This window comes from Achromobacter mucicolens, from assembly GCF_029866465.1.
GTDB lineage: Bacteria > Pseudomonadota > Gammaproteobacteria > Burkholderiales > Burkholderiaceae_B > Achromobacter > Achromobacter mucicolens.
The window spans coordinates 4,380,918-4,403,232 of sequence record NZ_CP123364.1 but is presented as its reverse complement, the minus strand read 5'-3'; the positions used below and the strand labels follow the sequence as shown (position 1 = coordinate 4,403,232).

Below are 22,315 nucleotides of genomic sequence, written 5' to 3'. Positions count from 1 at the left end.
TACCCAGCCTATGGATGCGCCTGAGGCTCGCGTGCTACGCTTTTTTCCATGCGTTTCGACCTGACCGACCTTCGCCTATTTCTGAATGTGCACGAAACCGGCTCCATCACGGCGGGCGCGGGGCGTTCGCACATGACGCTGGCCTCGGCCAGCGAGCGCATCCGCGGCATGGAAGACGCGCTGGGCGTGCCGCTGCTGGTGCGCGAGCCGCGCGGCGTGCAGGTCACACCCGCCGGGCGCACGCTGGTCCACCATGCCCGGCTGGTGCTGGGCCAGATCGACCGCATGCGCGGCGAACTCGACCACTATGGGGCTGGCCTGAAGGGGCACGTGCGCGTGCTGTGCAACACCACGGCGCTCAGTGAATACCTGCCGCCCGTGCTCGGCGCGTTCCTCAAGGACCACCCGCATATTTCCGTCGACCTGGAAGAGCGCCTCAGCCACGAGATCGCCGACGCGCTGCGGGCGGGCGCGTCCGACATTGGGGTGCTAGCGGACTCGGCCGATCTGCATGGCTTGCGCACGCGCATATTCCGGCACGATCCGCTGACGCTGATCGTGCCGCGCGGCCATCCGCTGGCGGCGCAGCCGCAGGTGCTGTTGCAGGACGTGGCCGGGCATGACTTCGTGGGGCTGGTGCAGGGCAGCGCGCTGCAGGAACACATTGCGCATCATGCGCGCCGCAGCGGCAGGCCCCTGTCCTATCGCGTGCGGCTGCGCAGCTTTGACGCCGTGAGCCGCATGGTGGGCCAGGGCGTGGGCGTGGCCATCGTGCCGCGGGCGGCGGCGCTGCGTTATGGCCGCGCGGCGGGCGTGAGCCGGGTGGCCCTGGCCGATCCCTGGGCCGCGCGCGACCTGGTGCTGTGCGTGCGCGACGATCTGCCTGCTTACGCGGACGAGCTGGTGGCGTATGCGTTGCGCGATGCGCCGGAAAATGCGCATGAAAATGCGCCGGAAAATGCGCCGGAAAATGCGCCGGCAGGCATCACCGCGCGAACAGCCGGCGCCCCGGCAGGTGCCCGGGGCCGTACCAGGACCCCGACGCGACGGCGGCCAGGATGACCAGGCCGTAGACGCACATTGCCACGGCCGCAATCACGAAGAACACGGTCAGCGACCCGGTCAGGTGCAGCGCAATGCCGCCCGCCCCGATGCCGATGAGCAGCCGCAGGAATCCCGCGGTCAACGGCCACTTCAGCCGTCCCGCGCCCTGCGACGCGAAGTACAGCGAAAAGCCGAGCGCAAAGAACCCGTACACCGGGCCCACCGTGCGCAAGTAGTCGGCGCCCGCCTGCAGCATGTGATCCTGCGCGCCAAAGAGACGCAGCCATGCCTCGGGAAAGCACGCCGCGGCCAGCCCGATCGCCTCGGCCAGCACGAAGGCCATCGCCCCGCCGGTCAAGGCGATGCGCATGGCGCGCTCGGGCTGCCCGGCGCCGATGTTGGAGCCCACCATCGCGACCATGGGGGCGCCCAGGCCGAATGCAATCGGCATCAGCAGGTATTCAAGCCGGACCGCCACCCCGTAACCCGCGACGGCCGCCTCGCCCGCGTAGGCGCCCACCAATGCGGCGGTCAGGGCCACCAGCGCGTTGGTCAGCAGCGGGTTGATGGTGGCCAGCGCACCCACGCTGAGGATGTTGCGCATCAGCGTCACGTGCAGCCGGCTGGCCACGAGCCGCGCCGCGTTGCGGCCGCTGGCGCAGTACGCGCCCAGGATGAGCGTGCCCACCGCGTAGTAGGTCACCAGCGCCCAGCCGCCGCCGGCCACGCCCAGCGCGGGGAAGGGACCCCAACCGAAGATGAGGCACGGCGACAGGGGAATCAGCAGCAGCGCGCCCCCGCAGATGACCGCGCCCGGCACCAGCATGTTGCCGGTGCCCCGGATGGCGCTGGCGAAGGCATTCATCAGCCACATCAGCACGATGCCGCCGAAGATGACGTTGGAATAGGCCAGCGCCGCATCGAGCGCCGCGCCCTCGGCGCCCAGCGCCCGGTACAGCGCCGGACCGAAGGCCAGCAGCAGCACGCAGAACAGGACCCCCAGCAAGGCGTTGAGCACGACCGCGTGCAGCACGAGCTGATCCGCCTCTTGCTGGCGGCCGCCGCCCAGCGCCCGCGCCACCGCCGCGGATATGCCGCCGCCCATCGCGCCCTGCGACATGTTCTGCATCAGCATCAGGACCGGCACGACCAGCGCCACGCCCGCCAGCACCGGCGTGCCCAGCCGCGCGAGAAACCAGGTTTCGATCAGGCCGGTGGACGACTGCGCCAGCATCATCAGGATGTTGGGCCACGCCAGCCGCGCGAGCGTGGGCGCGATGGGGGCGTGCAGCATGGCCTGCAAGCGCGCATTGGCGGGGCGAGGCGGAACGGTCGCGGTCATGGGACGGGCCGGTAAAAGGGGTCGGCAAAATTTACGTGCATATGCCAATATCTGTCAATATCGCGCTGGACGCGGGGCCTGCCCCGGCGTTAGCGTTATGTCCTTGCCCGCACACCTTCCTTAGCCGCTCGCCATGTCCGACGCCCCGCTCCCTGGCCCCGCCGTTCCTCCGGATCCGCTCATCTGCAACGGCGCGGCGTTGCGCAAGGCGACGCGCCGCGTGTCCCAGTTGTACGACACGGTGCTGGCGCCCTGCGGGCTGAAGGTGTCGCAGCATTCGATCCTGGTGCACATCGCGCGCGCAGGTTCGCCCTCGATGACGGATCTGGCCCGCGCAATGGTGCTGGACCGGTCCGCGCTGGCCCACAACCTCAAGCCCCTGCAGCGCGACGGCTACGTGCGCATGATGCGCGACCCGCTGGATGGCCGCAGCCGACGGGTCGAACTGACCGAGACCGGCCGCGCCAAGCTGGCCGAATCGCGCCGCCTGTGGAAAGACGCGCAGAACCGTTTCGAGGCCGCCTACGGCGCCGAGCGCGCCGCGGCGCTGCGGCACGCGCTGGCCGACATCTTTTCCGACGAGTTCGCGCTGGCCTTCAGCCGGGGGTAGCAGCCGCCCGCCGCGTGCCGCCCAGCATCACGACCGCGCCCAGCACGCAGCCCATGCCGGCGATATGCGCGGCCGACAGCGGCTCTTTCAGCATGCCTGCTGCCAGCAGCACGGCGGATACCGGCGCCAGCGCGGTGAACAGCGCCGCTTCCGATCCGGGCACGCGCGCCGCCCCGGCATACCAGAGCAGAAATCCCCCAACCGTGGGCACAAGCGCGTAGTACGCCACCGCCGCCACCGCGTCCTGCGTGAATGTCAGCGTCCAGGGCGCCTCCGCGAGGCTGGCCGCGGCCGAGAATACGAGACCAAACGCCGCCATCAGCGTCGACAGCGCCAGCGGCGCAACGGGCGTGCGCAGGCGCTTGTTCAACAGGATGAAGAGCCCCTCGCAGGCCACGGCGCCCAGGATCAGCGCATTGCCCGCCAGCGATCCTGCCTTGCCGGGTCCGGCCGCATGGCCCGACATCAGCCACACGCCGAATGCCGCCAGGCCGATCGCCGCCAAGGCCGCCTTGCCCGGCCGCTCGCCCAACAGCAGCACGGCAATCGCGGCGGTGACAAGCGGCAGCGTCCCCAGGATGACCCCGCCGTCCACCGCCGATGTGCGCTGCAACCCCGCGATGAGCAGCGTCGTGTACCCCACGCTGCCCGCCACGGCCTGCACGGTCAGCAGCAGCCAGTCGCGGCGGTCCAGCCGGGGCATGCGCGCGCCCGACGCGGCCATCAGCAGCGCGAAGCACGGCAGCGCAATGGCAAAGCGCAGCGCGGTCGCGGTGAAGGGCGGCAGGCCAGCGCCAATGATCTTGCTGGCGGTCACGGTGCTGCCCACCAGCACCATGGCCCCCGCCAGATAGAGATACCCGAGCCGTTGCTTGCTGATCGCCATCGCGCGCCTTCCCCCTTGTGGAAGAGCGCAGCGTAAGCGGGCGGGGCGGCGTCGGTCTTGAACGAAATTGCAGGGTCAGGCGCCGGCCGCCAAGGCATACCGGCGCGGCGATACGCCATAGGCTCGGGCGAAGGTGCGCGTCATGTGGCTCTGGTCGGCAAACCCGCCCAGCGCGGCCGCGTCGGCCAGGGCCACGCCCTGCCGGATCAGGCGGCGCACCAGCAGCAGGCGGCGCTGCGTCTGGTAGGCATGCGGGGTCAGTCCCGTCGCGCGCGTGAAGGCGCGCAGCACCTGGTAGCGTGAGAGCCCCGCGACGCCAGCCAGGTCGGCCAGCGACAGGGCGGCGGCCGGATCGTCGTCGATCAGCGACAGCGCATGGCGCAAGGACGCGGGCACGCCTTCCCGGCCGGACGCAGACACGGGCGCCCCGCGCGGCCCGCCGGCCTGCGCCAGCACGCGCAGCAGCAGCGCCTCGCACGCCAGCGCCGGCGCGCCGGAAGTCCCCCGCGCATACAGCGCCAGGACCGCGCGCGCGAGCGCCGGCTGTTCGCGGGCGGGGTGCTCGAATTCGTAGCGCGATGCGCCCGCGATCTCCTGGCTGCAGGCGTGGACCACGTCGGGGTCCAGATACAGCATCTGCCAGGCGCGCGCCCCGCCGCCCAGGGGCGCGCCATCGTGCACCTCGCCCGGATTGACCGTGATGACGTAGCCGGGTCCGGCCTCGACCTGGCCGCGCCCGCTGTGCGACACCTGTGCGCCCGCGCGCATCACGCCGATGCCGAACTGCTCGTGCGTGTGGCGCGCAAACGCGTGCCCGCTGCAGGCGGAAACGGCCTGCACGCCGGCGATGGCGCTGCGTTGCATGAGGAATTGGCCTGCGGGCATGGACGAACGGGGGCGGCGATGACGCGGGAGATTCCGGCCAGTATCGCCCGCCGCTTGCGCCGCGATCAAGCGGGCTATTGCAGCCCGTTCCAGCGCGCCACCGAGGGCTCGGCAGCGGCCCACTTCCATTGGCCGTCCGGGCGCTGGCAGATCGTGCTGGCGTAGGCCGGGGCGGCGCCTTCGACCTCGACCGTGAACAGCACTTCGCGGCAATGCGCCAGCGGCGTCTTGATATCGCGCACTGCCTGGATGCTGCCGCGCTCGTTGCCCACCGGCAGCGTGCGCTTGACCTGCCATTGCCGGACTTCGCCAATGGGCAGCGCGCCAACCGCGTTGGCCATCACGTTCTGCTGGTCGTTCTTCCACTCGCGCAATACGTACTTCACCGTGGCGTCGACCGCGGCCTGCACCGAAACGCCGATGGCGAAGCCGGCGACGGGATTGGCCGTGGCCGCGCCGCTCAGCGTGCCGACCACCGCGCCCGTGGCCGGACCGATGGACGAACTCTGGCAGCCCGCGAGCGCGAGGCTGGCGGCCAGCGCCAGCATCCCAAGCGCGCGCGTCACTGGAGCGAACCCCAGCGGGCGGTCGCCGGTTCGGCGCTGGCCCAGCGCCAGTGTTCGCCGTCGCGGCAGACGGTCGTGACGTAGAATTCGCGCTCGGGATCGGCGCCGGGCTTGTCGGCGGGGATGTCCACCGAGAACACCACTTCCTTGCATTGGAGATCGCCGCCGCCGATCAGCCGGCTGACGGTGACCTGGCCCCGGGCGTCGTCTTCGATGGGCAGCTTGTGCTTGACGTTCCAACTGGCGACCTTGCCCACCGCGAGCGGGCCGGCGGCCTTGGCGATGGCGTCCTGTTCTTCGCCGCGGGTCTGGCGCTGCGCATAGCCCAGCGCGGCCTTGGCGCCGGCCTGCACGCCCAGGCCGATGCCGGTGGCGACGGTGGCGTTGTCCGTGACTTTATTGGCGATGGCCGTGCCGGCGATACCTGCCGCGGCGCCCGTGCCTTCGCCCAGCATCGAGCTGCAGCCGGAAAGCGCGGTCAGCGCGGCGATGCCCACGGCGGTAAGCGCGCGGCGGCTCGCAAGGATTGGCGAGATGGTGAACACGCTGCGTGCCCTCCTGCGTGAAACTTGGCGGGCGCAAGTATAGGAGCGCACACGGCCTTGCGGCCGCGGGCTTTACATTTGTTGGCATTTTTGTGGGCGGGCGCCTTACCCTGCCGGACGCTTCACGCCGCCGTTCGCTGCGCCAGCGCCACGCGGTCGCGCCGCGCGCACCACATGCGCAGCACCAGCTTCTCGGCCTCGACCACGCAGAACAGGATGCCGGCGGCCACCAGCGTCAGCGTCCAGTACTCCGGCGGCAGCGGCACGGTGCCAAAGACGCGGTTCATCACGGGCAGGTAGATCAGCGCGCCTTGCAGCACGCCCAGCATGATCGTCACCAGCCACAGCGCCTTGTTGCGGAACATGCTGGGCGTGAGCGGAAAGCGGTCCTGCAGGCGGCAGTTGAACAGGTAGGTCCATTGCGCCGTCACCAGCGTCTGCAGGATGACCGTGCGGATGAAGTCCGGATCGCGGCCGGCGGCGATCAGGCTCTTTTCAATGACGAAGGCCGACGCCATGAACAGCAGCCCCACGAAGGCGATGCGCCAGATGGCGAAGGCGTCCAGGATGGATTTGGCCGGATCGCGCGGCGCGCGCTGCATCACCCCGGGCTCGGCCGGTTCGAACGCCAGGCCAAAGGCCAGCGTGATGGAGGTGGCCATGTTCATCCACAGGATCTGCAGCGGCGTCAGCGGCGCCTGCGCGCCCGCCAGCAGCGCCGCGATGACGAGCAGCCCTTGCGCCAGATTGGTCGGCAGGATGAAGAGGATGGTCTTTCTCAGGTTGTCGTAGACGCGGCGCCCTTCGCGCACCGCGTAGGCAATCGAGGCGAAGTTGTCGTCCGCCAGCACCATGTCGGCGGCTTCCTTGGTGACCTCGGTGCCCTTGATGCCCATGGCCACGCCCACGTCCGCCTGCTTGAGCGCGGGGGCGTCGTTGACGCCGTCGCCCGTCATGCCGACCACTTCGCCCATCGCCTGCAACGCGCGCACCAGGCGCAGCTTGTGCTCGGGACTGGTGCGGGCAAAGATGTCGTGGTCGCGCGCCAGCGCAGCCAGCGCTTCGTCGCTGGTCTGCTCCAGCTGCGCGCCGGTCACCGCCTCGCTGACGTGCGTCATGCCCAGCATCGTCCCGATGGCCAGCGCGGTTTCGGGATGGTCTCCGGTGATCATCTTCACGCGGATGCCGGCCTGGTTGCACTGCGCGATGGCCTCGATGGCTTCGGGCCGGGGCGGATCCATGATGCCGGCCACGCCCAGCAGTATCAGGCCGGTCTGGAAATCCGGATGGTCCAGCGCCGTGGCGCCGGCGGCGCCGGGCTTGTAGGCGGCGGCCAACGTGCGCAGGCCCTCGTGCGCAAAGGCCTGCAGCCCGCTTTCCCAATAGTCCAGCCGCAACGGCTGCGGTCCGTCTTCGCCCTGTTCCTGCGCGCACAACTGAAACAGCACGTCGGGCGCGCCGGTGACGTAGATGACGTTCTGGCCGTGGTCGTCGCACCGGCGCGCCATGTATTTGTAGCCCGAGTCGAATGGCACCTTGCCATGCTTGGCCACGCCATCCAGGCCCTGGCCCGCCTTGGCGGCCAGCACCATCATCGCGCCTTCGGTGGGGCCGCCCACGATGCGCCACTGCCCGTCGGCGTCTTCGTGCAGCTGGCTGTCGTTGCAGATGGCCGCCGCGCGCACGAAGCGCGTCAGCGCGTCCTCCTGGCTCCAGTCCACCGGCATGCCGTCGGACTCGCGGGTGACCTCGCCGACCGGGCGGTAGTTGTCGCCCGACACACGATAGACGCCCTGCGCCAGCAGCACATTCTTGGCGGTCATCTCGTTCAAGGTCAGCGTGCCGGTCTTGTCCGAGCAGATCACCGTCATCGCGCCCAGCGTTTCCACGGTGGGCAGCTTGCGGATGATGGCGCGATTGCGCGCCATGCGCTGCACGCCCAGCGACAGGATGATCGAGATGATGGCCGGCAGCCCTTCGGGCACCGAGGCCACCGCGATGCTGATCAGCGACAACAGCAGGTCGGGCAGGGGCATGTCCAGCACGTAGCGGCCCAGCACGAACAGCGCCGCCACCATCACCAGCACCACCTGGAAGATGCGCTTGCCCAGCAGCTGCATCTGCCGCAGCAGCGGCGTCTGCAGCGTCCGCACGTTGCTCATCATCCGGTTGATGTGGCCGATCTCGGTGTCGCTGCCGGTGGCCACGACAATGCCGCGCGCGTTGCCCGCGCTGACGTTCGTGCCCGAGAAGCCCAGATTCAGGCGGTCGCCCAGCGGCGCCTCGCCGGGCAGCGGCGCATCGTGCTTCTCGACGACGGTGGACTCGCCGGTCAGCATCGATTCCTCGACGCGGAAGTTGTGGGTGTCAAAGAGCCGCACGTCGGCGGGGATCTTGTCGCCGGGCCGCAGGATCACGATGTCGCCCGGCACCAGGTCGCGGGCGTCGATCTCTTCCTTCTGGCCGTCGCGCACCACGCGGGCGTGGTTCGACAGCATGTTGCGGATGCCGTCCAGCGAGCGTTCGGCGCGGCTTTCCTGCACGTAGCCGATGACCGCGTTGATGACGGCCACGGCCAGGATGACGATCGTGTCCAGCCAATGGGCCATCAACGCCGTCACCACGGCCGCGGCCAGCAGGATGTAGATCAGCACGTCGTTGAAGTGACCCAGAAAGCGCAGCCAGGCGCTGCGGCGGGCGGGCGGAGGCAGGGCATTCAGGCCGTGGGTTTCCTGCCTGCGCCGGATCTGGTCCTGCGTCAGGCCCGACGGGCTGGTCACCTGCGCGTCCAGCGTCTCGTCGACGGAGAGCTGGTGCCAGGGGCGAGGAGTTTGCGGAGCCTGCGTGTGCGCCTGCGTCATTGCGACGGCCTCCCGGGAGGACCGGCGCCGTGGCCGGGCCGGGGGTCGGGGGCCGCACGCGTCAGTCCGGCGTCCATGATACGACGGCCAACTGCCCGTGGACGATCAGAGCGGCGGGCGGGCGCCCTTCAGATAGACCTCGCGCAAGGCGGCGGCGAAAAGGGCTTCAACGTTGCGCCGCAAGCCATCGGACCGCGTGAAAAGCGAGATCGGCGGCAGCGTCCAATCGAACGAGTACGGCACGATGGCCGCGCCCGCGATGCGGACCAGCTCGTCCGCGATGTCGGCCGGCAGGATCGTGACGGCGCGGTCGCTGGCCACGATCATTTCGCCAATCAGCTTGGACGAGTCGCTTTGCACGGACGGCGGCGGCGGCGCCAGGCCGGCCCGCAGAAAGATGTCGGCCACCTGCTCGCGGATCGGGCTGCCCGGCGTGCCCAGGATCCAGTCCAGGTCGGCGAGCCGGTTCCATTCCAGGCGCGACCGGCCCAGACGCGCGGCCAGCCGGCGGCTGGCGATCAGGCGCGGCTGCTGGTGATACAGGACCTCGAAGCCGATATGGGTCAGGTCCACCGAAGGCGTGGCCCAGCCCACCACCACGTCCAGCGTGTGGTCACGCAGCTGGCGCAGCAGGGCCGGCCCCTGGCCTTCGTGGATGGTGGCCGTGAGCTGGCGGCCCTGCGGCAGCGTGCGGCCGATGGCCGCCGACAGCATCTGGCCCGACACGAAGGGGATGACGCCAATATGCAGGTGGGCGGCGTGCCCGGCCGCGACCGTTTCCATTTCCTGCACCAGATGCCCCAGGTCGTGCACCAGCCCGCGGGCGCGCGCCAGCACCACGGCGCCCATCGGCGTGGGCGTCATGCCCCGCACGGAACGGTCGAACAGCGGCACGCCGAACATGCTTTCCAGTTCGGCCAGTGCGTTGGTCACGGCCGGCTGGCTGGTCGCCATGTGTTCGGCCACCCGGGTCAGCGATCCGTGCTGCTCGATTTGCAGCAGCAGCATCAGGTGGCGCATCTTCAGGCGCGAGGTCAATTTCCGGAAGACGGCATCCGGGTCGAAGGCTGTCATAGACAAGGCATTAGGAAAACATAATGGGACGATATTAAATCCGAATGATCGCCTTATGTCTTAACGCCTAGAATTTTGCTCATTCAAGACAGCGAGGCCACAGCCCATGAACAACCCCTCCGACCGCCAGGCAGCCCTGGACTATCACGAGTTCCCCACCCCGGGAAAGATCTCCGTCGTGGCGTCCAAGCCGCTCGTCAACCAGCGCGACCTGGCGCTGGCGTATTCGCCCGGCGTGGCGGCGGCCTGCGAGGAAATCGTGGCCGATCCGTCCAACGTGTACCGCTACACGGCGCGCGGCAACCTGGTGGGCGTCATCACCAACGGCACCGCGGTGCTGGGCCTGGGCAACATCGGCGCGCTGGCCTCGAAGCCCGTCATGGAAGGCAAGGCGGTGCTGTTCAAGAAGTTCGCCGGCCTGGATGTCTTTGACATCGAAATCAACGAAACCGACCCGGACAAGCTGGTCGAGATCATTGCCGGCCTCGAAGCCACCTTCGGCGGCATCAACCTCGAAGACATCAAGGCGCCGGAATGCTTCACCGTCGAGCGCAAGCTGCGCGAGCGCATGAAGATCCCGGTCTTTCACGATGACCAGCACGGCACCGCCATTACCGTGTCGGCGGCCTTCATCAACGGCCTGAAGGTCGTGGGCAAGGACATCAAGCAGGTCAAGGTGGTCACGTCCGGCGCGGGCGCCGCGGCACTGGCGTGCCTGGACCTGATGGTGGACCTGGGCCTGCCGCTGGAAAACATCTGGGTCACCGATATCGAAGGCGTGGTCTATGAAGGCCGCACCACGCTGATGGACCCGGACAAGGCGCGCTTTGCGCAAAAGACCGACGCCCGCAAGCTGGCCGACGTGATCCAGGACGCCGACGTGTTCCTGGGCCTGTCGGCCGGCGGCGTACTCAAGCCGGAAATGGTGGCCGCCATGGGCCCGCGCCCGCTGATCCTGGCGCTGGCCAACCCCACGCCGGAAATCCTGCCGGAAGTGGCGCACGGCGTGCGCGACGACGTGGTGATGGCCACGGGCCGGTCGGACTATCCCAACCAGGTCAACAACGTGCTGTGCTTCCCGTACATCTTCCGCGGCGCGCTGGACGTGGGCGCCACGACCATCACGCGCGAGATGGAAATGGCGGCGGTGCATGCCATTGCCGACCTGGCCGAAGAAGAGCAGAACGAAGTCGTGGCCGCGGCCTACGGCACGTATGACATCTCGTTCGGCCCCGAATACCTGATCCCCAAGCCGTTCGATCCGCGCCTCATCGTGCGCATCGCGCCGGCGGTGGCCAAGGCCGCGATGGAAGGCGGCGTGGCCACGCGCCCGCTGGCCGACCTGGAAGCCTACGAGGAACAGCTGCAGCAGTTCGTGTATCACTCCGGCGCGTTCATGAAGCCGCTGTTCTCGGCGGCCAAGCGCATCGTGCGTTCGGGCGGTAAGGCGCGCATCGTCTTCACCGAAGGCGAAGACGAACGCGTGCTGCGCGCGGTCCAGGTCATCGTCGACGAAGGCCTGGCGCGTCCCATCCTGGTGGGCCGTCCCGCCGTGCTGCTCTCGCGCATCGAAAAATTCGGCCTGCGCCTGCGCCTGGGCGAGGACGTCGAAGTTACCAACCCCGAATACGACGAGCGCTTCCATCAGTACTGGACGACGTATTGGGAACTGATGAGCCGCCGCGGCATCACCAAGGAAATGGCACGCGTGGAAATGCGCCGCCGCCTGACGCTGATCGGCGCGATGATGGTGCACCTGGGCGATGCCGACGGCATGGTCTGCGGCACGGTGGGTGCGTACCACGACCACCTGCGTTTCGTGGACGAAGTGATCGGCCGCAGCCCCGGCCACAACGTGTATGCCGCCATGAACATCCTGCTGCTCGACGAGCGCACGGTGGTGCTGGTGGACACGCACGTGAACGACGATCCCACGGCCGAGCAGATCGCCGAATTCACCATCATGGCCGCCCAGGAAATGGCGCGCATGAACCTTGCGCCGAAGGTCGCGCTGCTGTCGCGTTCGAACTTCGGCTCGGGCAGTTCGGCCTCCGGCGAAAAGATGCGCCGCGCGCTGGAACTGGTCCGCGAATCCGCGCCCGAACTTGAAATTGACGGCGAAATGCACGGCGACTGCGCGCTGGACGAGGCACTGCGCATGCGCATCCTGCCGTCCTCCACGCTGAAAGGCGAAGCCAACCTGCTGGTCTGCCCGAACGTGGACTCGGGCAACATCGCCTACAACCTGCTCAAGACCGCCGCGGGCGGCAATGTGGCGGTGGGTCCGTTCCTGCTGGGCGCCAATGCCCCCGTGCACATCCTGACCAACAGCTCCACCGTGCGCCGCATCATCAACATGACGGCCATGACCGTGCTGGACGCCAACCGCGTCGAAGGCGCCTGATCGGCCTTCACCGGCCCGCGCGTCTTGCGCGGGCATGACAATGCGCGCCACCCCTTCCGGGGCTGGCGCGCATTTTTCTTCCGGGGGGCGCCGGGCGGCCTAGTTGGCGCTGGCCTTCCAGGTGCCGTCGGGCTGCTTGCAGAACCAGAACTGCCACGTTTCCGAGGTGCTGGTCCGCGCAAAGTTGCCTACCAGGAAGCGGCAAACCCGGTCGTTGCCGGCGCGGGTGGTCTGCTTGGGAGTCAGCTGCACCGTGATCGGCGCCGCACGCTTGGGCTGGTGCGCGCTTTTCCATTCGGTGCTCTGGCCGTCGGCCGAGCTGTTCAGCGCTTGCGCCACGGCTTCGTGGAACGAGGCGCGGTCGGCCTTGGATATCTGGGTGATGAGTGCGTCGTTGAGCATGACGGGCGGGGCGGCAACCGCCACCGACGCCATGCCGCCGGACAGCAGCAACGCGGCAAGAACGCGGGGGTATATCAAGATGGGCTCCCTGATGTGAACAGCCGGTTTGGCGGTAAGCGAGTCTGCATCATGAATCTGAGCCGATAGTACGCCAAAAAAAGGCCGCCCAACCGGGCGGCCAACATACAACAAGGGGAGGGTAAATCTGCGCCGCTTCAGTTGCCGCGATACACGCCCGCGAACGGCATGTCATTCGGTTCCACGTTCGACACCTGGCCCGCGGCTTTCGCGGTGGCCAGTTCGGCCTGGACTTCGGCGCGGGTCTTGCCCGTGTGCGGCGTGCCGTAGACACCCTGGAAGGGCGTGTTGTTCGGTTCGGCGTTGGTGTTGATCCCGGCGGCCTTGGCGGCGGCCTTCGCGGCGGCCAGTTCGGCCTGCACCTGGGCGCGGGTCGGACCTTCGTAGGGGGTGCCATAGACACCCTGGAAGGGCACGTTGTTGGGTTCGATGTTGGGCGAGGCGTAGGCGCCGGCGCTCAGTGCAGCCAGCGAAAACATCACAGCGGTCGCAAGGGTCTTCATGGTAAACCTCCGATTTCTAGAGCCTGGGAGCGAATCCGGCGGCCTTTCCGTCGTGGTTCGTTGCTGTTTCCCGATGGCTGAATCTTGCGCCGATCTAGAATGCGGATAAACCCGGATATCCGTAAAAGATAATTCCACCAATGGAAAATTCTGGCCGTATTTCAGGCTTTGATGCCGCTGATGGAACGTTTGGTCGTGAGATAGTGTCAGCGTCGCCGACGCGCCCCGCCAGCTTCGACGAGCCGTGGCCACGAACCCGATGGCCCCGCGCAGCGGGCACGATATTCGCTGCGGGCGCGGGCGCCCCTATGGCGGATGCGCCAGTCAGGGCCCTTGGGTAGGATGACCAGGCTGCAGCGCCTTCAGGCTTCGCAATCAGTAGTGCGGCGGCAGTTCGTCGCGCAGGCTGCGAAAAGGGGCTGCGCCCTCGGGCGCCTGCTGGCGCAGGTCGGCGACCTCGCGCATGAGCCGGTCGATCTGCTGTTGCTGGCGGACGATGATCTGGTTCAACTGCTCCAGAAGATCATCCGAGAAGCTGGCCTTGACCTCCAGGTCCAACAGCCGGCGTTCAATGTCTTGCGTATTTTCCATGGCGGGTATTAGAACCCATTCCCGCCCAGGCACAGGAGAGAAGTTTGGTACAGCGGCAATGGCGGGACAGCGGGACCTGGCGGTGGACGGCGGGCACAATACTGGCGCTTGCGCCGGCTGCCACCGTGCTGGCGCAGGCCGACACGCTGGCCCCGGTGGTGGTGACCGGCACACGGCTGGGCACCGAGGTGCTGGAGACGCCGGCTTCGGTCGACGTCGTCCAAGGCAGCGCCATGCGCTGGCAGCAGCCGGGCATCAACCTGTCTGAAGGGCTGGCAAGCGTGCCGGGCCTGCAGATCCAGAACCGCCAGAACTACGCGCAAGACCTGCAGATATCCAGCCGCGGCTTTGGCGCACGCTCCACGTTTGGCGTGCGGGGCGTGCGCCTCTACGTGGACGGCATTCCCGCAACGATGCCGGATGGCCAGGGGCAGACCTCCAATATCGACATCGGCTCCATCGACCGCGTCGAGGTGCTGCGCGGCCCGTTCTCGGCGCTGTACGGCAACTCTTCCGGCGGTGTCATCCAGGTCTTCACGCAGGACGGCGCCGACCCGCCCGAGATCACCGCCAGCGGCTGGGGCGGCAGCTATGGCACATGGCGCTATGGCGCGATGGCAAGCGGGGTGTCGGGCACGGGCGCCGGTCAACTGGACTATGTGCTGGACCTGTCGCGCTTCACCACCGACGGCTATCGCGACCACAGCGCCGCCCGCAAGAATCTGGGCAATGCAAAGCTCGGCCTGCAACTGAATGACGACAGCCGCCTGACGCTGGTCGTCAACAGCGTCGACCTGAAGGCGCAGGATCCGCTGGGCCTGACCTACCAGCAGTTCCAGGACGACCCGCGCAGCGCGCCGCTTGCCGAGCAATACAACACGCGCAAGACGGTAAAGCAGACGCAGGGCGGGCTGGTCTTCGACCACCAGGTCGACGGCCGCAACGCGCTGCGCGTGATGGTCTACTACGGCCAGCGCGACACGACGCAGTACCAGTCGATTCCTCCCGCGGTGCAAATCCCACCCACGCAAGCCGGCGGCGTCATCGACCTCAAACGCGAATACGGCGGCGCCGACGTGCGCTGGACGTCCGAGCTTGCCCTGGGCGGCCGGGCGCTGACCCTGATCGGCGGCTTTGCCTACGATGCCATGCAGGAAGACCGCAAGGGCTACCAGAACTTCACTGGCGCGGGCCCCAGCCGGCAACTCGGCGTGCAGGGCGCCCTGCGGCGCGACGAGACCAACCGCGTCTACAACGCCGACCCCTATGTCCAGGCGTCCTGGAACTTCGCGGACCGCTGGACGCTGGACGCCGGCCTGCGATACAGCACGGTCCGCTTCGATTCCGACGACCACTACATCACCCCCGGCAACGCCGACGACAGCGGCAGCGCCCGCTACCGCAAGGCCTTGCCCGTCGCCGCGCTGCGCTACGCCGTCAATGACGACGTCAGCGTCTACACCTCATATGGGCGCGGTTTCGAGACGCCGACGCTGAACGAAATCTCGTACCGGCCCGACGGCGACCCGGGCCTGAACTTCGGCTTGATGCCGTCGGTCAGCACCAACCTTGAAGCCGGCATCAAGGCGCGCATGGCAGGCGGCCTGCTGACGGCTGCAGTCTTTCATACCCGCACCGACGACGAGATCGTCTCCGCCGGCAGTTCAGGCGGCCGCACCAGTTACCAGAACGCCGGCCGCACTCGCCGCGATGGCCTGGAACTGAGCTGGTCCGGGGAATTCGCGCAGCACTGGCGCACGCAAGTGGCCTACACGCTGCTCAACGCCCGCTACGCCGACGACGGTTCGGGCAACATCCGCGCCGGCAACAAGATCCCGGGCATCGCACGCCAGGCGGCCTTCGCGTCCCTGGCCTGGGCGCCGCCCGAAGGCTGGCAAGCAGGCGTGGAAGGCCGCTACCTGTCCAAGATCTACGTCAACGATGCCAACAACGCGGACGCACCCGCCTACTTCGTGGCCGCTGCCAGCGTCGGCTACGTGAAGCAGGTGGGCCAATGGAAACTGAACGCCTATGCCCGCGTCGACAACCTGTTCGATCGCGACTACGCGGGATCGGTGATCGTCAACGAAGCGAACGGACGCTACTACGAACCGGCGCCCGGCCGGAATGCTGGCGTTGGGGTGGGGGCGACTTATCGGTTTTGATGCGCTCAGTCCACCAGCCACGCCGATTCTCCCTCGACCAATACTCCACCATGGCTCGTGGTGTCGCCCAGCCGGGCGATGGCCCGTCCCTCCAGCGTGGCAGTGGACGACCCGGTCACGATCACTGCCCCACAGCTGATCTTGTCCCCAACCCGCGCGATGGGCCGGCCGTTGACGTGGGCTTGCGCAGCGCCGGTAATGACAGTGCCGCTGCCGTGAGTGGGGCAGGCGTGGCGATGGCCGACTAGGACGATGGGTTGCATGGAGCTCCTTGCGAATTCACCAAGTCGAATCCTCGGCCGTTGAATCGGTGATACACGTGTTCATGGGTCTGCACGGGAGCCGTGTCGTAGCCGCTCAGATCGGCTCCTGGTGCACAAAGGCGTTCAACCTCGGCTGGCCACTGAGCGTCGGCAGCGCGCCGCAGCAGATAATGATCGATCAGCGGGCCGCCCGCCAATAAGTACGCCGGCAGCACTACAAATTTTGCGATGAGGAAGTCGATCAAACCGTCGTCTTTCAGCATGACGGGCGGTGTGAACCCGCTTGGCTGGGCGGAAACGCAATGCGGATCGGGCTGAATGGATGCAAGGCCCCCGGCCATGTAGCGACGAAGAAACTCGAGGCGGGTGAGGTTCGAGACGAGCGCTGACTCATCAGCCACATCGAAAGCGCCGGAGGTCATGGCGAGGCCGGAGGGCTCCGTCTTGAACACGAGTCGAAGGGTGAACTTACCGTCCGCGGACGCGCTGAATTCGGTAAACGCGTGGACGTCTCGCCAGGAGACCGTAGTTGCCTTGTTCTTTCCGTTGTAGATGTGAACGGCCTGAGCTTGGCGATTGAATCGGACGCAAGCAGGTGTAATTCTGCTCAGCGCATATCCTAAAACGAGGCAGAACAGTCCAAAGGCGCCCATGTCCCAGTGCAGCACCAGCCCCTCTGCCACAGACCCGCCGCCTGATATCCAGTCGAAAATAAGCCACACGAACGCGCTCGTCGTGAAGATGAATGCGCCGGATACGAGATAGAGAACAAAAGCCAGCTTTCCGACGAAGATCCGGCTCTCTATGTATCGCTCGTTAAACAGACTCCGATCTGAGAGATCGTCGGAAAAGCTTACCTGGCCAGGCCACATCGCGAGACGGATGTCAGGTAGCTGTTGCCAATCTGATCTCCGCTTCAAGTTTTTCAACATCTGGTCAAAGCTGTGGGTTGGCTGCAATTCGGTCATGAGTGGTTCATATTCAGTGGCGACACTGGCTCCGTGGAAGCCATAAGCCGAACAGAATCCGTTAGTGGCGATATGAGAAAGGCCGGCCGGCGGAAAATTGATTTTGGGGTGAGGTAACGCGTACTCAACCGATCACTTGCCTTGTAGATTTACCAAGTCGAATCCGCGGCCATTGAAGCGGTGAAAGACGTCCCTGCTCGCTTGCACGGGCGTGGCGTCATAACCGGTCACATCAGCGCCCGGCGAACACAAGCGCTCCACCTCCTCCGGCCACTCGACGTTCGCCGTGCGACGGACTAGATGGCGATCGATCAAGGGGCCGCCGGCGAGGTAGTAGGCGGGCTTCACCAGCAGGATCGCGAAGAGATAAGTGAGCAGCCCATCTTCCTTGAACGTGACTGCCTTGGAAAAGCCGCTGGGTCTGTACGGTGTACGTGCCGGATCAGGTTGGATCGCGCACAGGCCTTCGGCCATGTAGCGTCGCAGGAATTCGAGACGGGTGAGGTTGTCGACGAGCGCCGACTCGTCGCCGATGTCGAACGCTCCGGAAGCCATCGCGAGAGCGGTCGGCCCCGTTTGAAACACGAGGTTGATTGCAAACTTGCCGTCTGCGGACGGACTGAATTCGGTGAAAGGATGCACGTCTCTCCATGCAACCGTTGCTGCGTTTTTCCGCCCCTTGTAGATGTGGACGACCTGAGCTTGGCGATTAAAGCGCACGCATATCGGCTCCAGCTTCAGGAGCGCAATCGCCAAAACGCCTGTGAACGCGGCGAAAGTCAGCAATATCCAGCTCTTGGAAAGAAAGCTGTAGAGCGTGCTGCCCGCAGAATGGCTCAGCCATGCGTCATAGGCGAAGCAAACGAGCGAGGCCAATGTGGCACCACACAATAGGTAGAGAACGAACGCTGCCTTTCCTGCAAATAGGCGACTTTCAATGTACTGTTCGTTGAATAGCCGTTCGTCCGAGATGTCGTCGCAGAAGCTGACCTGCTGCGGCCACATGGCAACCCGTATGTCTGGAAGCGCCTGCCAATCCGGACGCGCCTTCAGGTTGGCCAGCATTTGTTGAAACGTGAGTAGGGGTTTTGGGTGCGGCATCAGTCTTTGCCCTCCAGTACGGCTAGCTTCCTGCGTTCACGCCGCGCTGAGACGCAACTAGTATGGCGCCACACGAAGTGCTGTCACCCTCGCGGGCAGGGGTCTTGCCGTTACTTTGGAAGCCGGCGCAACTAGCAATGATTGAAGTGGCACCGTGGAGGGGGCATTGAACGGCATCTCCATGCCCTGCCACGGGCGAGCCTCCTGCGGTGAAGCCGGTCGTCGCTGAGACCACCTTCCCGGCGTGTGTGGTCGAATCGCTCAACACAACAAATGGTTTGTTCATGGACGCCCCGTATGGGGATGAGGAGCGTTCGTCGGTGGGGGAACAGGTGGCCAGTCGGCTGCCACCGACAGGGGGGGGCACGGTTTTCCTGGCAGTCCCGCTTGGCGAATGATCTTGGGCCAGCGCGGCTCCCAGCACAGGAGCAGCGAAATCCAATGCCCTGCTGCGTGAATCAACATGACGGGAGATAGCAACACCGACAGCCAAACGACTAGCCGCCGCTGGCCAGCTCGCCAAAGCGGCTTAAGGAAGCTCCAGGGGGCCGCGAGCGACAGCCAAGGCCAAGGCAGCTTGGTCAGCAGTCTGCGGGGGCGAGGCACGGAATCGGGGCCTTCTTCCATGTATCGCCGAATGAACTCCCAGAGATTGATCAAATCGCTGGTCCCATCGGCCGTCTTGCCCACAAACATGAGGTGACTGTGAGGCAGTCCCGTCATGTCCTGCGTCCAGGCCAGCAAAAGCTGAGTGCCCGTGCCGGAAACCTCAGGCTTGCCCACCCCAGCTTCCGCCGAGACCTGTTCCCATGCGAGGACCGCAATTCCACCGGCGTATCGAGGACGGTGCAGATACACCTGGCGAGTAATGCGATTGAAGCGGATCAGCAGACGGCGTTGAACAAAGTTTTCGAGGCGTAGCCAGCGCCATGCAAATCGACGAAGCACGAGAATCAGCGCCAGCGTTATCAGGGGCAACGCAAGAGCGGCAATGTAGTCGCCCGCATCTGCCGGCCTGCTCGACCATGGATAGACGTGAGTCCACCACACTGTGCTGAAGATGGTACTCATCTCCAGCAGCGTCAACACTAGATAGAGCGCCGGCAAAGTGAATAGCGTAAGGAAACCACGCTTATCTTGAAGTGCGCCAGCTCGAAGCTCGATATAGATATCGTTAAACGCGTAGATCGAGCCTGTAGCACTGGGATGCTCGCTGACTTTCTCATCAATGCCGATCTCCCGTACAAATTCTTTTCCGATATTGGCCTTAAGCTCCTTTTCATCCGCTGTAGCTACCTTAATGGCATCCTCATACTCCCCACGTAATGTTGCCGTTGTCTGCATTGCCCAGGCCTGCGCTTCGATAAAATACATTCAGCTCACCGTCCTCAAAGCTTCATACAATTTCCGTAGTTCGGTCGCCTCGTCTACGAATGGCTTGGCAAAACTATCCTGCGAGCGCGAGCCGAAGCAGCAGTGGACGCACCATGTTTCCATCTCGTCTGGCTCTAACACCCAAATCGCCGCGGTGATCAACAGACCTATGGCTGTGCTCCATCCCAACGCTAAACCGAGCAATGCAGAAATGTGGACGGCTGCGAGGCTCTCTGCTTGGCGAATGAGTACGGGCAGGGCGGCTCGAAGGAGTTGCCGCTCCGTGTTTAGAAGGATCCAACGGAGTAGCGGGCCGGAGGTCGATAGCGATATGGACGCGGAGATTCCGGTAATGCCCATGGCTACAACGGCGTGCGCGACGTACGCTAAGCCCAACGTTGACTTGCCTTGGGCAAAGGCTCTCCGCACTTCTGCGACATCCAATGCGACCAGAATCCCCCCTCCAATGGTGGCTAATCCTCCGCCTGCCAGCTTGAGGCCGCCTAAGGCAATCCTTGCTCCCCTGCCGGCCACTGTATGCGCACCATACCTTGCAGCCACCGATCCCACGCTCATCGCAGCCAACTCGAAACCTGCGGCCGCCGTTGTCAGTCCTGCGGCAGTCAACTCCGCCCACTGCCGTGTGTCCTTGTCAGAGGCGCTACCCTTGGCCAGGAGCAAGACGGCCTCGATAAGCGCGATGATTGCCCCGCCTCGAATTTTGTAGAACTCGCTGTTACCTCCGGTCTGGAATTCGCGCGCAAGCGCTTCTCGGGCGCGTCCGATATGTGCATTCAACTGACCGGAAACGCGCGACGCGCTGGCAGCCTGACCCGCATGCGCCAGGTCTTGAAGCCGTATGTTCGTTGCTGCACGCCCCAATTGGGCGTGCATCAGGCCCATAAAGGGAACAAGTAATCGGCGGTCAACGGCGTTGCCTGGCACTTGCTTGAGCACGAACTGATTGAGCTGCGCGAAGAGCGTAAAAACGTGCCCCAGTGGCCTGCCGGTGAACCAAGCGTGAGTGCCTGCCTTTCTAGCCGCGTCGACTGCCGCATCCGACTTCGCAATAAGGTCAGCCACATTCTTAAAATGTTCCCCCGCCGTACCGAGCAGCAAGGCGGCGTTATCAACAGTCAAGACGTCGTCCGCTTTAGCCTTTGCCAGTGCCATCCTTGTTTCAACCTCGATGGCAATCTGATTGCGCGTCATCGCGCGCAGCCCCAAATTTCCCGGTCCAATCTCGGTGTCGGTCCACCAGCTTTCCAGATGTGAGTTGCCATCAGGGCATCCGTTCAGACCAATCACGCTCAGGCCGATCTGTTCAGCAAAGGCCATCCCCCACACTGGCTCGTCCCGGTCGTACAAGTCAAGCGCGGCGAGCATCGCCGGACTCGCAATCCAGGCCAGGTGATCCGCGCTACGCGCATCCATTTCTTGCTGGACCGCTTTGTCGCGTTGATGAAATTCGCGCTGTACACCTGCCTTGGCGGTATCCCAGTCCAAAAGCTTCTGATACCTATCGAAGGCAGTCGCCGATTCTTTGGCTGCGATCTCTCGTACGCGTTCGGGCGTGTAAAGATGCTGGTATTGACCTCCAAACTGCAACCCGGGTGGGTACCCAGCGTTGATTTTCGTGACCTGTTCCAATAGCCGCTCACCTCGCCGTGTCGCACGCGCCAGGTGACCTTTCTGCATTGCGGACTTGACGTTGTCCAGTGCCTGGGCCACGGCGTAACGGCGTTCGTTACTGATACCCTCGTGGTCTTTCGTTTCCAGCCAGGGGCGCATTTTTTCGACCGCGTCGTTGCGCCAAGTATTGAGCTCCTGCGCGATGCCGATTGCATCCTCCAGGACAAAGGCGAATCCTTCGTCTACGCACAGCTCCCGATGAACGCTGGTCAAGATCGAACCCATGTCGGCCGGGGCGGCACCGGGATTGAGTCCGCTCCGAAAAGGCGGAAACGCCTGATCTTCCAGCGCGTTTTGGGTAGCCGGATTGGAGCTTGTGAGATACTCGGCGACTCTGGCGGGGATCTCGTCTGGAGCAAGGACGTCGTGATAAACGCTGCATCCTTGAACGAGACCCCGAACGTCGAACTTTTGCAAGCGATTGCGGAAGGCGCTGATATCGCGATAGCGTGCCAAGATGACGGGGCTCAGTGGATCTCTCGAAAACAGGAATCGCGATTCCTCCACATCCTCGGGGTCTGGTAGGGTGATGGTCCATGATCCGAGCGCGGCAATGCCCGTCCGAGGTACACCGGGATTGTCGGGCCACACGGGATGCAGTAGGCCGCTCGCGTGTACCTGATAAGTCGCCTCGCACGTGAAGTGTCCACCAATCCGCTTGGTAAGCACGTATACATATCCCTCTCGGAGCCAGCGTATGGCGTAGCGCGGCGTGCTCAATTTGGGCACAAGCGCCTTTCCAAGGGTAGGGGGCCGATCTGGGGCCAGTATTTTCAGCGCAGACACATCCGTGCTGGCGATAACGCCGTATCGAAGCGGTAGTATCTTTACCGAGCGCTTGCATCCCACGCAGGGGCCCGTAGGCGTGTTTGCGGGATTCCGATTTGCAGCGTTGCCGCTTGATAAAAACAACCTCTCGATAGCGTCGATGGAGTTGGTCATAGAAATTGTCGAATCTTTT

The 22,315-nt window shown here is 65.4% G+C and carries 20 protein-coding genes; 4 read left to right on the top strand and 16 right to left on the bottom strand.

The annotated features are described in order from the left end of the window. Positions 1-48 precede the first annotated feature (48 nt). Positions 49-1,062 (top strand): LysR family transcriptional regulator, encoded by a 1,014-nt coding sequence (locus QEP15_RS20195; protein ID WP_280147930.1) that lies wholly within the window; start codon positions 49-51, stop codon positions 1,060-1,062. Here the strand turns inward: QEP15_RS20195 and QEP15_RS20190 are convergent. Beyond that, a complete protein-coding gene (locus QEP15_RS20190) occupies positions 986-2,386 on the bottom strand; it encodes an MATE family efflux transporter (RefSeq protein ID WP_217618684.1) in 1,401 nt (466 codons plus the stop codon). The two genes, QEP15_RS20195 and QEP15_RS20190, sit on opposite strands and share 77 nt — an antisense overlap. Before the next feature lie 133 nt (positions 2,387-2,519). Here QEP15_RS20190 and QEP15_RS20185 point away from each other — a divergent pair, with 133 nt between their 5' ends. After that, on the top strand, positions 2,520-2,996 hold the full coding sequence (locus QEP15_RS20185) for a MarR family winged helix-turn-helix transcriptional regulator (RefSeq protein WP_056326992.1): 477 nt from the start codon (positions 2,520-2,522) through the stop codon (positions 2,994-2,996). Here QEP15_RS20185 and QEP15_RS20180 read toward each other — a convergent pair. The 6 genes from QEP15_RS20180 to QEP15_RS20155 all read right to left on the bottom strand — a co-directional run bounded on the left by QEP15_RS20180 (position 2,983) and on the right by QEP15_RS20155 (position 9,813). Continuing rightward, positions 2,983-3,882, bottom strand: coding sequence for a DMT family transporter (locus QEP15_RS20180; protein WP_152382388.1), 900 nt, complete (start codon positions 3,880-3,882; stop codon positions 2,983-2,985). The genes QEP15_RS20185 and QEP15_RS20180 overlap by 14 nt on opposite strands. Before the next feature lie 75 nt (positions 3,883-3,957). Continuing rightward, complete coding sequence (locus tag QEP15_RS20175; RefSeq protein WP_280147929.1) at positions 3,958-4,767, bottom strand: AraC family transcriptional regulator; 810 nt, start codon at positions 4,765-4,767, stop codon at positions 3,958-3,960. Between the two features lie 74 nt (positions 4,768-4,841). Then, a complete protein-coding gene (locus QEP15_RS20170; RefSeq protein WP_180098006.1) occupies positions 4,842-5,333 on the bottom strand; it encodes a hypothetical protein in 492 nt (163 codons plus the stop codon). After that, entirely contained in the window at positions 5,330-5,878 is a 549-nt protein-coding gene (locus QEP15_RS20165; protein ID WP_280147928.1) for a hypothetical protein, read from the bottom strand. Before QEP15_RS20165 ends, QEP15_RS20170 begins: the two co-directional genes overlap by 4 nt. A 122-nt stretch (positions 5,879-6,000) precedes the next feature. Continuing rightward, positions 6,001-8,739, bottom strand: a complete 2,739-nt coding sequence (locus QEP15_RS20160) for a cation-transporting P-type ATPase (protein ID WP_280147927.1) — start codon at positions 8,737-8,739, stop codon at positions 6,001-6,003. Between the two features lie 105 nt (positions 8,740-8,844). Then, positions 8,845-9,813 carry a LysR substrate-binding domain-containing protein gene (locus tag QEP15_RS20155; RefSeq protein ID WP_056326315.1) on the bottom strand — a complete coding sequence of 323 codons (969 nt, stop codon included), beginning with the start codon at positions 9,811-9,813 and terminating at the stop codon, positions 8,845-8,847. 106 nt (positions 9,814-9,919) lie between these two features. Between QEP15_RS20155 and QEP15_RS20150 the strand changes: the two genes are divergently transcribed. Then, positions 9,920-12,217: an NADP-dependent malic enzyme gene (locus QEP15_RS20150; protein WP_152382384.1), complete on the top strand. Its 2,298-nt coding sequence runs from the start codon at positions 9,920-9,922 to the stop codon at positions 12,215-12,217. 99 nt (positions 12,218-12,316) lie between these two features. On the opposite strand, the gene QEP15_RS20145 is transcribed toward QEP15_RS20150, so the two are convergent. The 3 genes from QEP15_RS20145 to QEP15_RS20135 all read right to left on the bottom strand — a co-directional run bounded on the left by QEP15_RS20145 (position 12,317) and on the right by QEP15_RS20135 (position 13,791). After that, on the bottom strand, positions 12,317-12,697 hold the full coding sequence (locus QEP15_RS20145; protein ID WP_217618678.1) for a hypothetical protein: 381 nt from the start codon (positions 12,695-12,697) through the stop codon (positions 12,317-12,319). 137 nt (positions 12,698-12,834) lie between these two features. Then, positions 12,835-13,200 (bottom strand): DUF4148 domain-containing protein, encoded by a 366-nt coding sequence (locus QEP15_RS20140; RefSeq protein ID WP_217618677.1) that lies wholly within the window; start codon positions 13,198-13,200, stop codon positions 12,835-12,837. Positions 13,201-13,575: 375 nt separating this feature from the next. Beyond that, a complete protein-coding gene (locus QEP15_RS20135; protein ID WP_056326323.1) occupies positions 13,576-13,791 on the bottom strand; it encodes a SlyX family protein in 216 nt (71 codons plus the stop codon). Positions 13,792-13,889: 98 nt separating this feature from the next. Here QEP15_RS20135 and QEP15_RS20130 point away from each other — a divergent pair, with 98 nt between their 5' ends. Beyond that, positions 13,890-15,956 (top strand): TonB-dependent receptor, encoded by a 2,067-nt coding sequence (locus QEP15_RS20130; protein WP_175155318.1) that lies wholly within the window; start codon positions 13,890-13,892, stop codon positions 15,954-15,956. 5 nt (positions 15,957-15,961) lie between these two features. Here the strand turns inward: QEP15_RS20130 and QEP15_RS20125 are convergent, their stop codons facing one another. The 6 genes from QEP15_RS20125 to QEP15_RS20105 all read right to left on the bottom strand — a co-directional run bounded on the left by QEP15_RS20125 (position 15,962) and on the right by QEP15_RS20105 (position 22,296). Beyond that, positions 15,962-16,219, bottom strand: a complete 258-nt coding sequence (locus tag QEP15_RS20125; protein ID WP_152382378.1) for a PAAR domain-containing protein — start codon at positions 16,217-16,219, stop codon at positions 15,962-15,964. Next, positions 16,201-17,187 carry a hypothetical protein gene (locus tag QEP15_RS20120; RefSeq protein ID WP_280147926.1) on the bottom strand — a complete coding sequence of 329 codons (987 nt, stop codon included), beginning with the start codon at positions 17,185-17,187 and terminating at the stop codon, positions 16,201-16,203. Before QEP15_RS20120 ends, QEP15_RS20125 begins: the two co-directional genes overlap by 19 nt. 132 nt (positions 17,188-17,319) lie before the next feature. Then, positions 17,320-18,252, bottom strand: a complete 933-nt coding sequence (locus QEP15_RS20115) for a hypothetical protein (RefSeq protein WP_217619134.1) — start codon at positions 18,250-18,252, stop codon at positions 17,320-17,322. 58 nt (positions 18,253-18,310) lie between these two features. Then, positions 18,311-18,574: a PAAR domain-containing protein gene (locus QEP15_RS26005; RefSeq protein ID WP_081100938.1), complete on the bottom strand. Its 264-nt coding sequence runs from the start codon at positions 18,572-18,574 to the stop codon at positions 18,311-18,313. Further along, on the bottom strand, positions 18,571-19,662 hold the full coding sequence (locus tag QEP15_RS20110) for a DUF6708 domain-containing protein (RefSeq protein ID WP_280147925.1): 1,092 nt from the start codon (positions 19,660-19,662) through the stop codon (positions 18,571-18,573). Before QEP15_RS20110 ends, QEP15_RS26005 begins: the two co-directional genes overlap by 4 nt. After that, positions 19,663-22,296, bottom strand: coding sequence for a T6SS effector BTH_I2691 family protein (locus QEP15_RS20105; protein ID WP_280147924.1), 2,634 nt, complete (start codon positions 22,294-22,296; stop codon positions 19,663-19,665). Between the last annotated feature and the right edge of the window lie 19 nt (positions 22,297-22,315).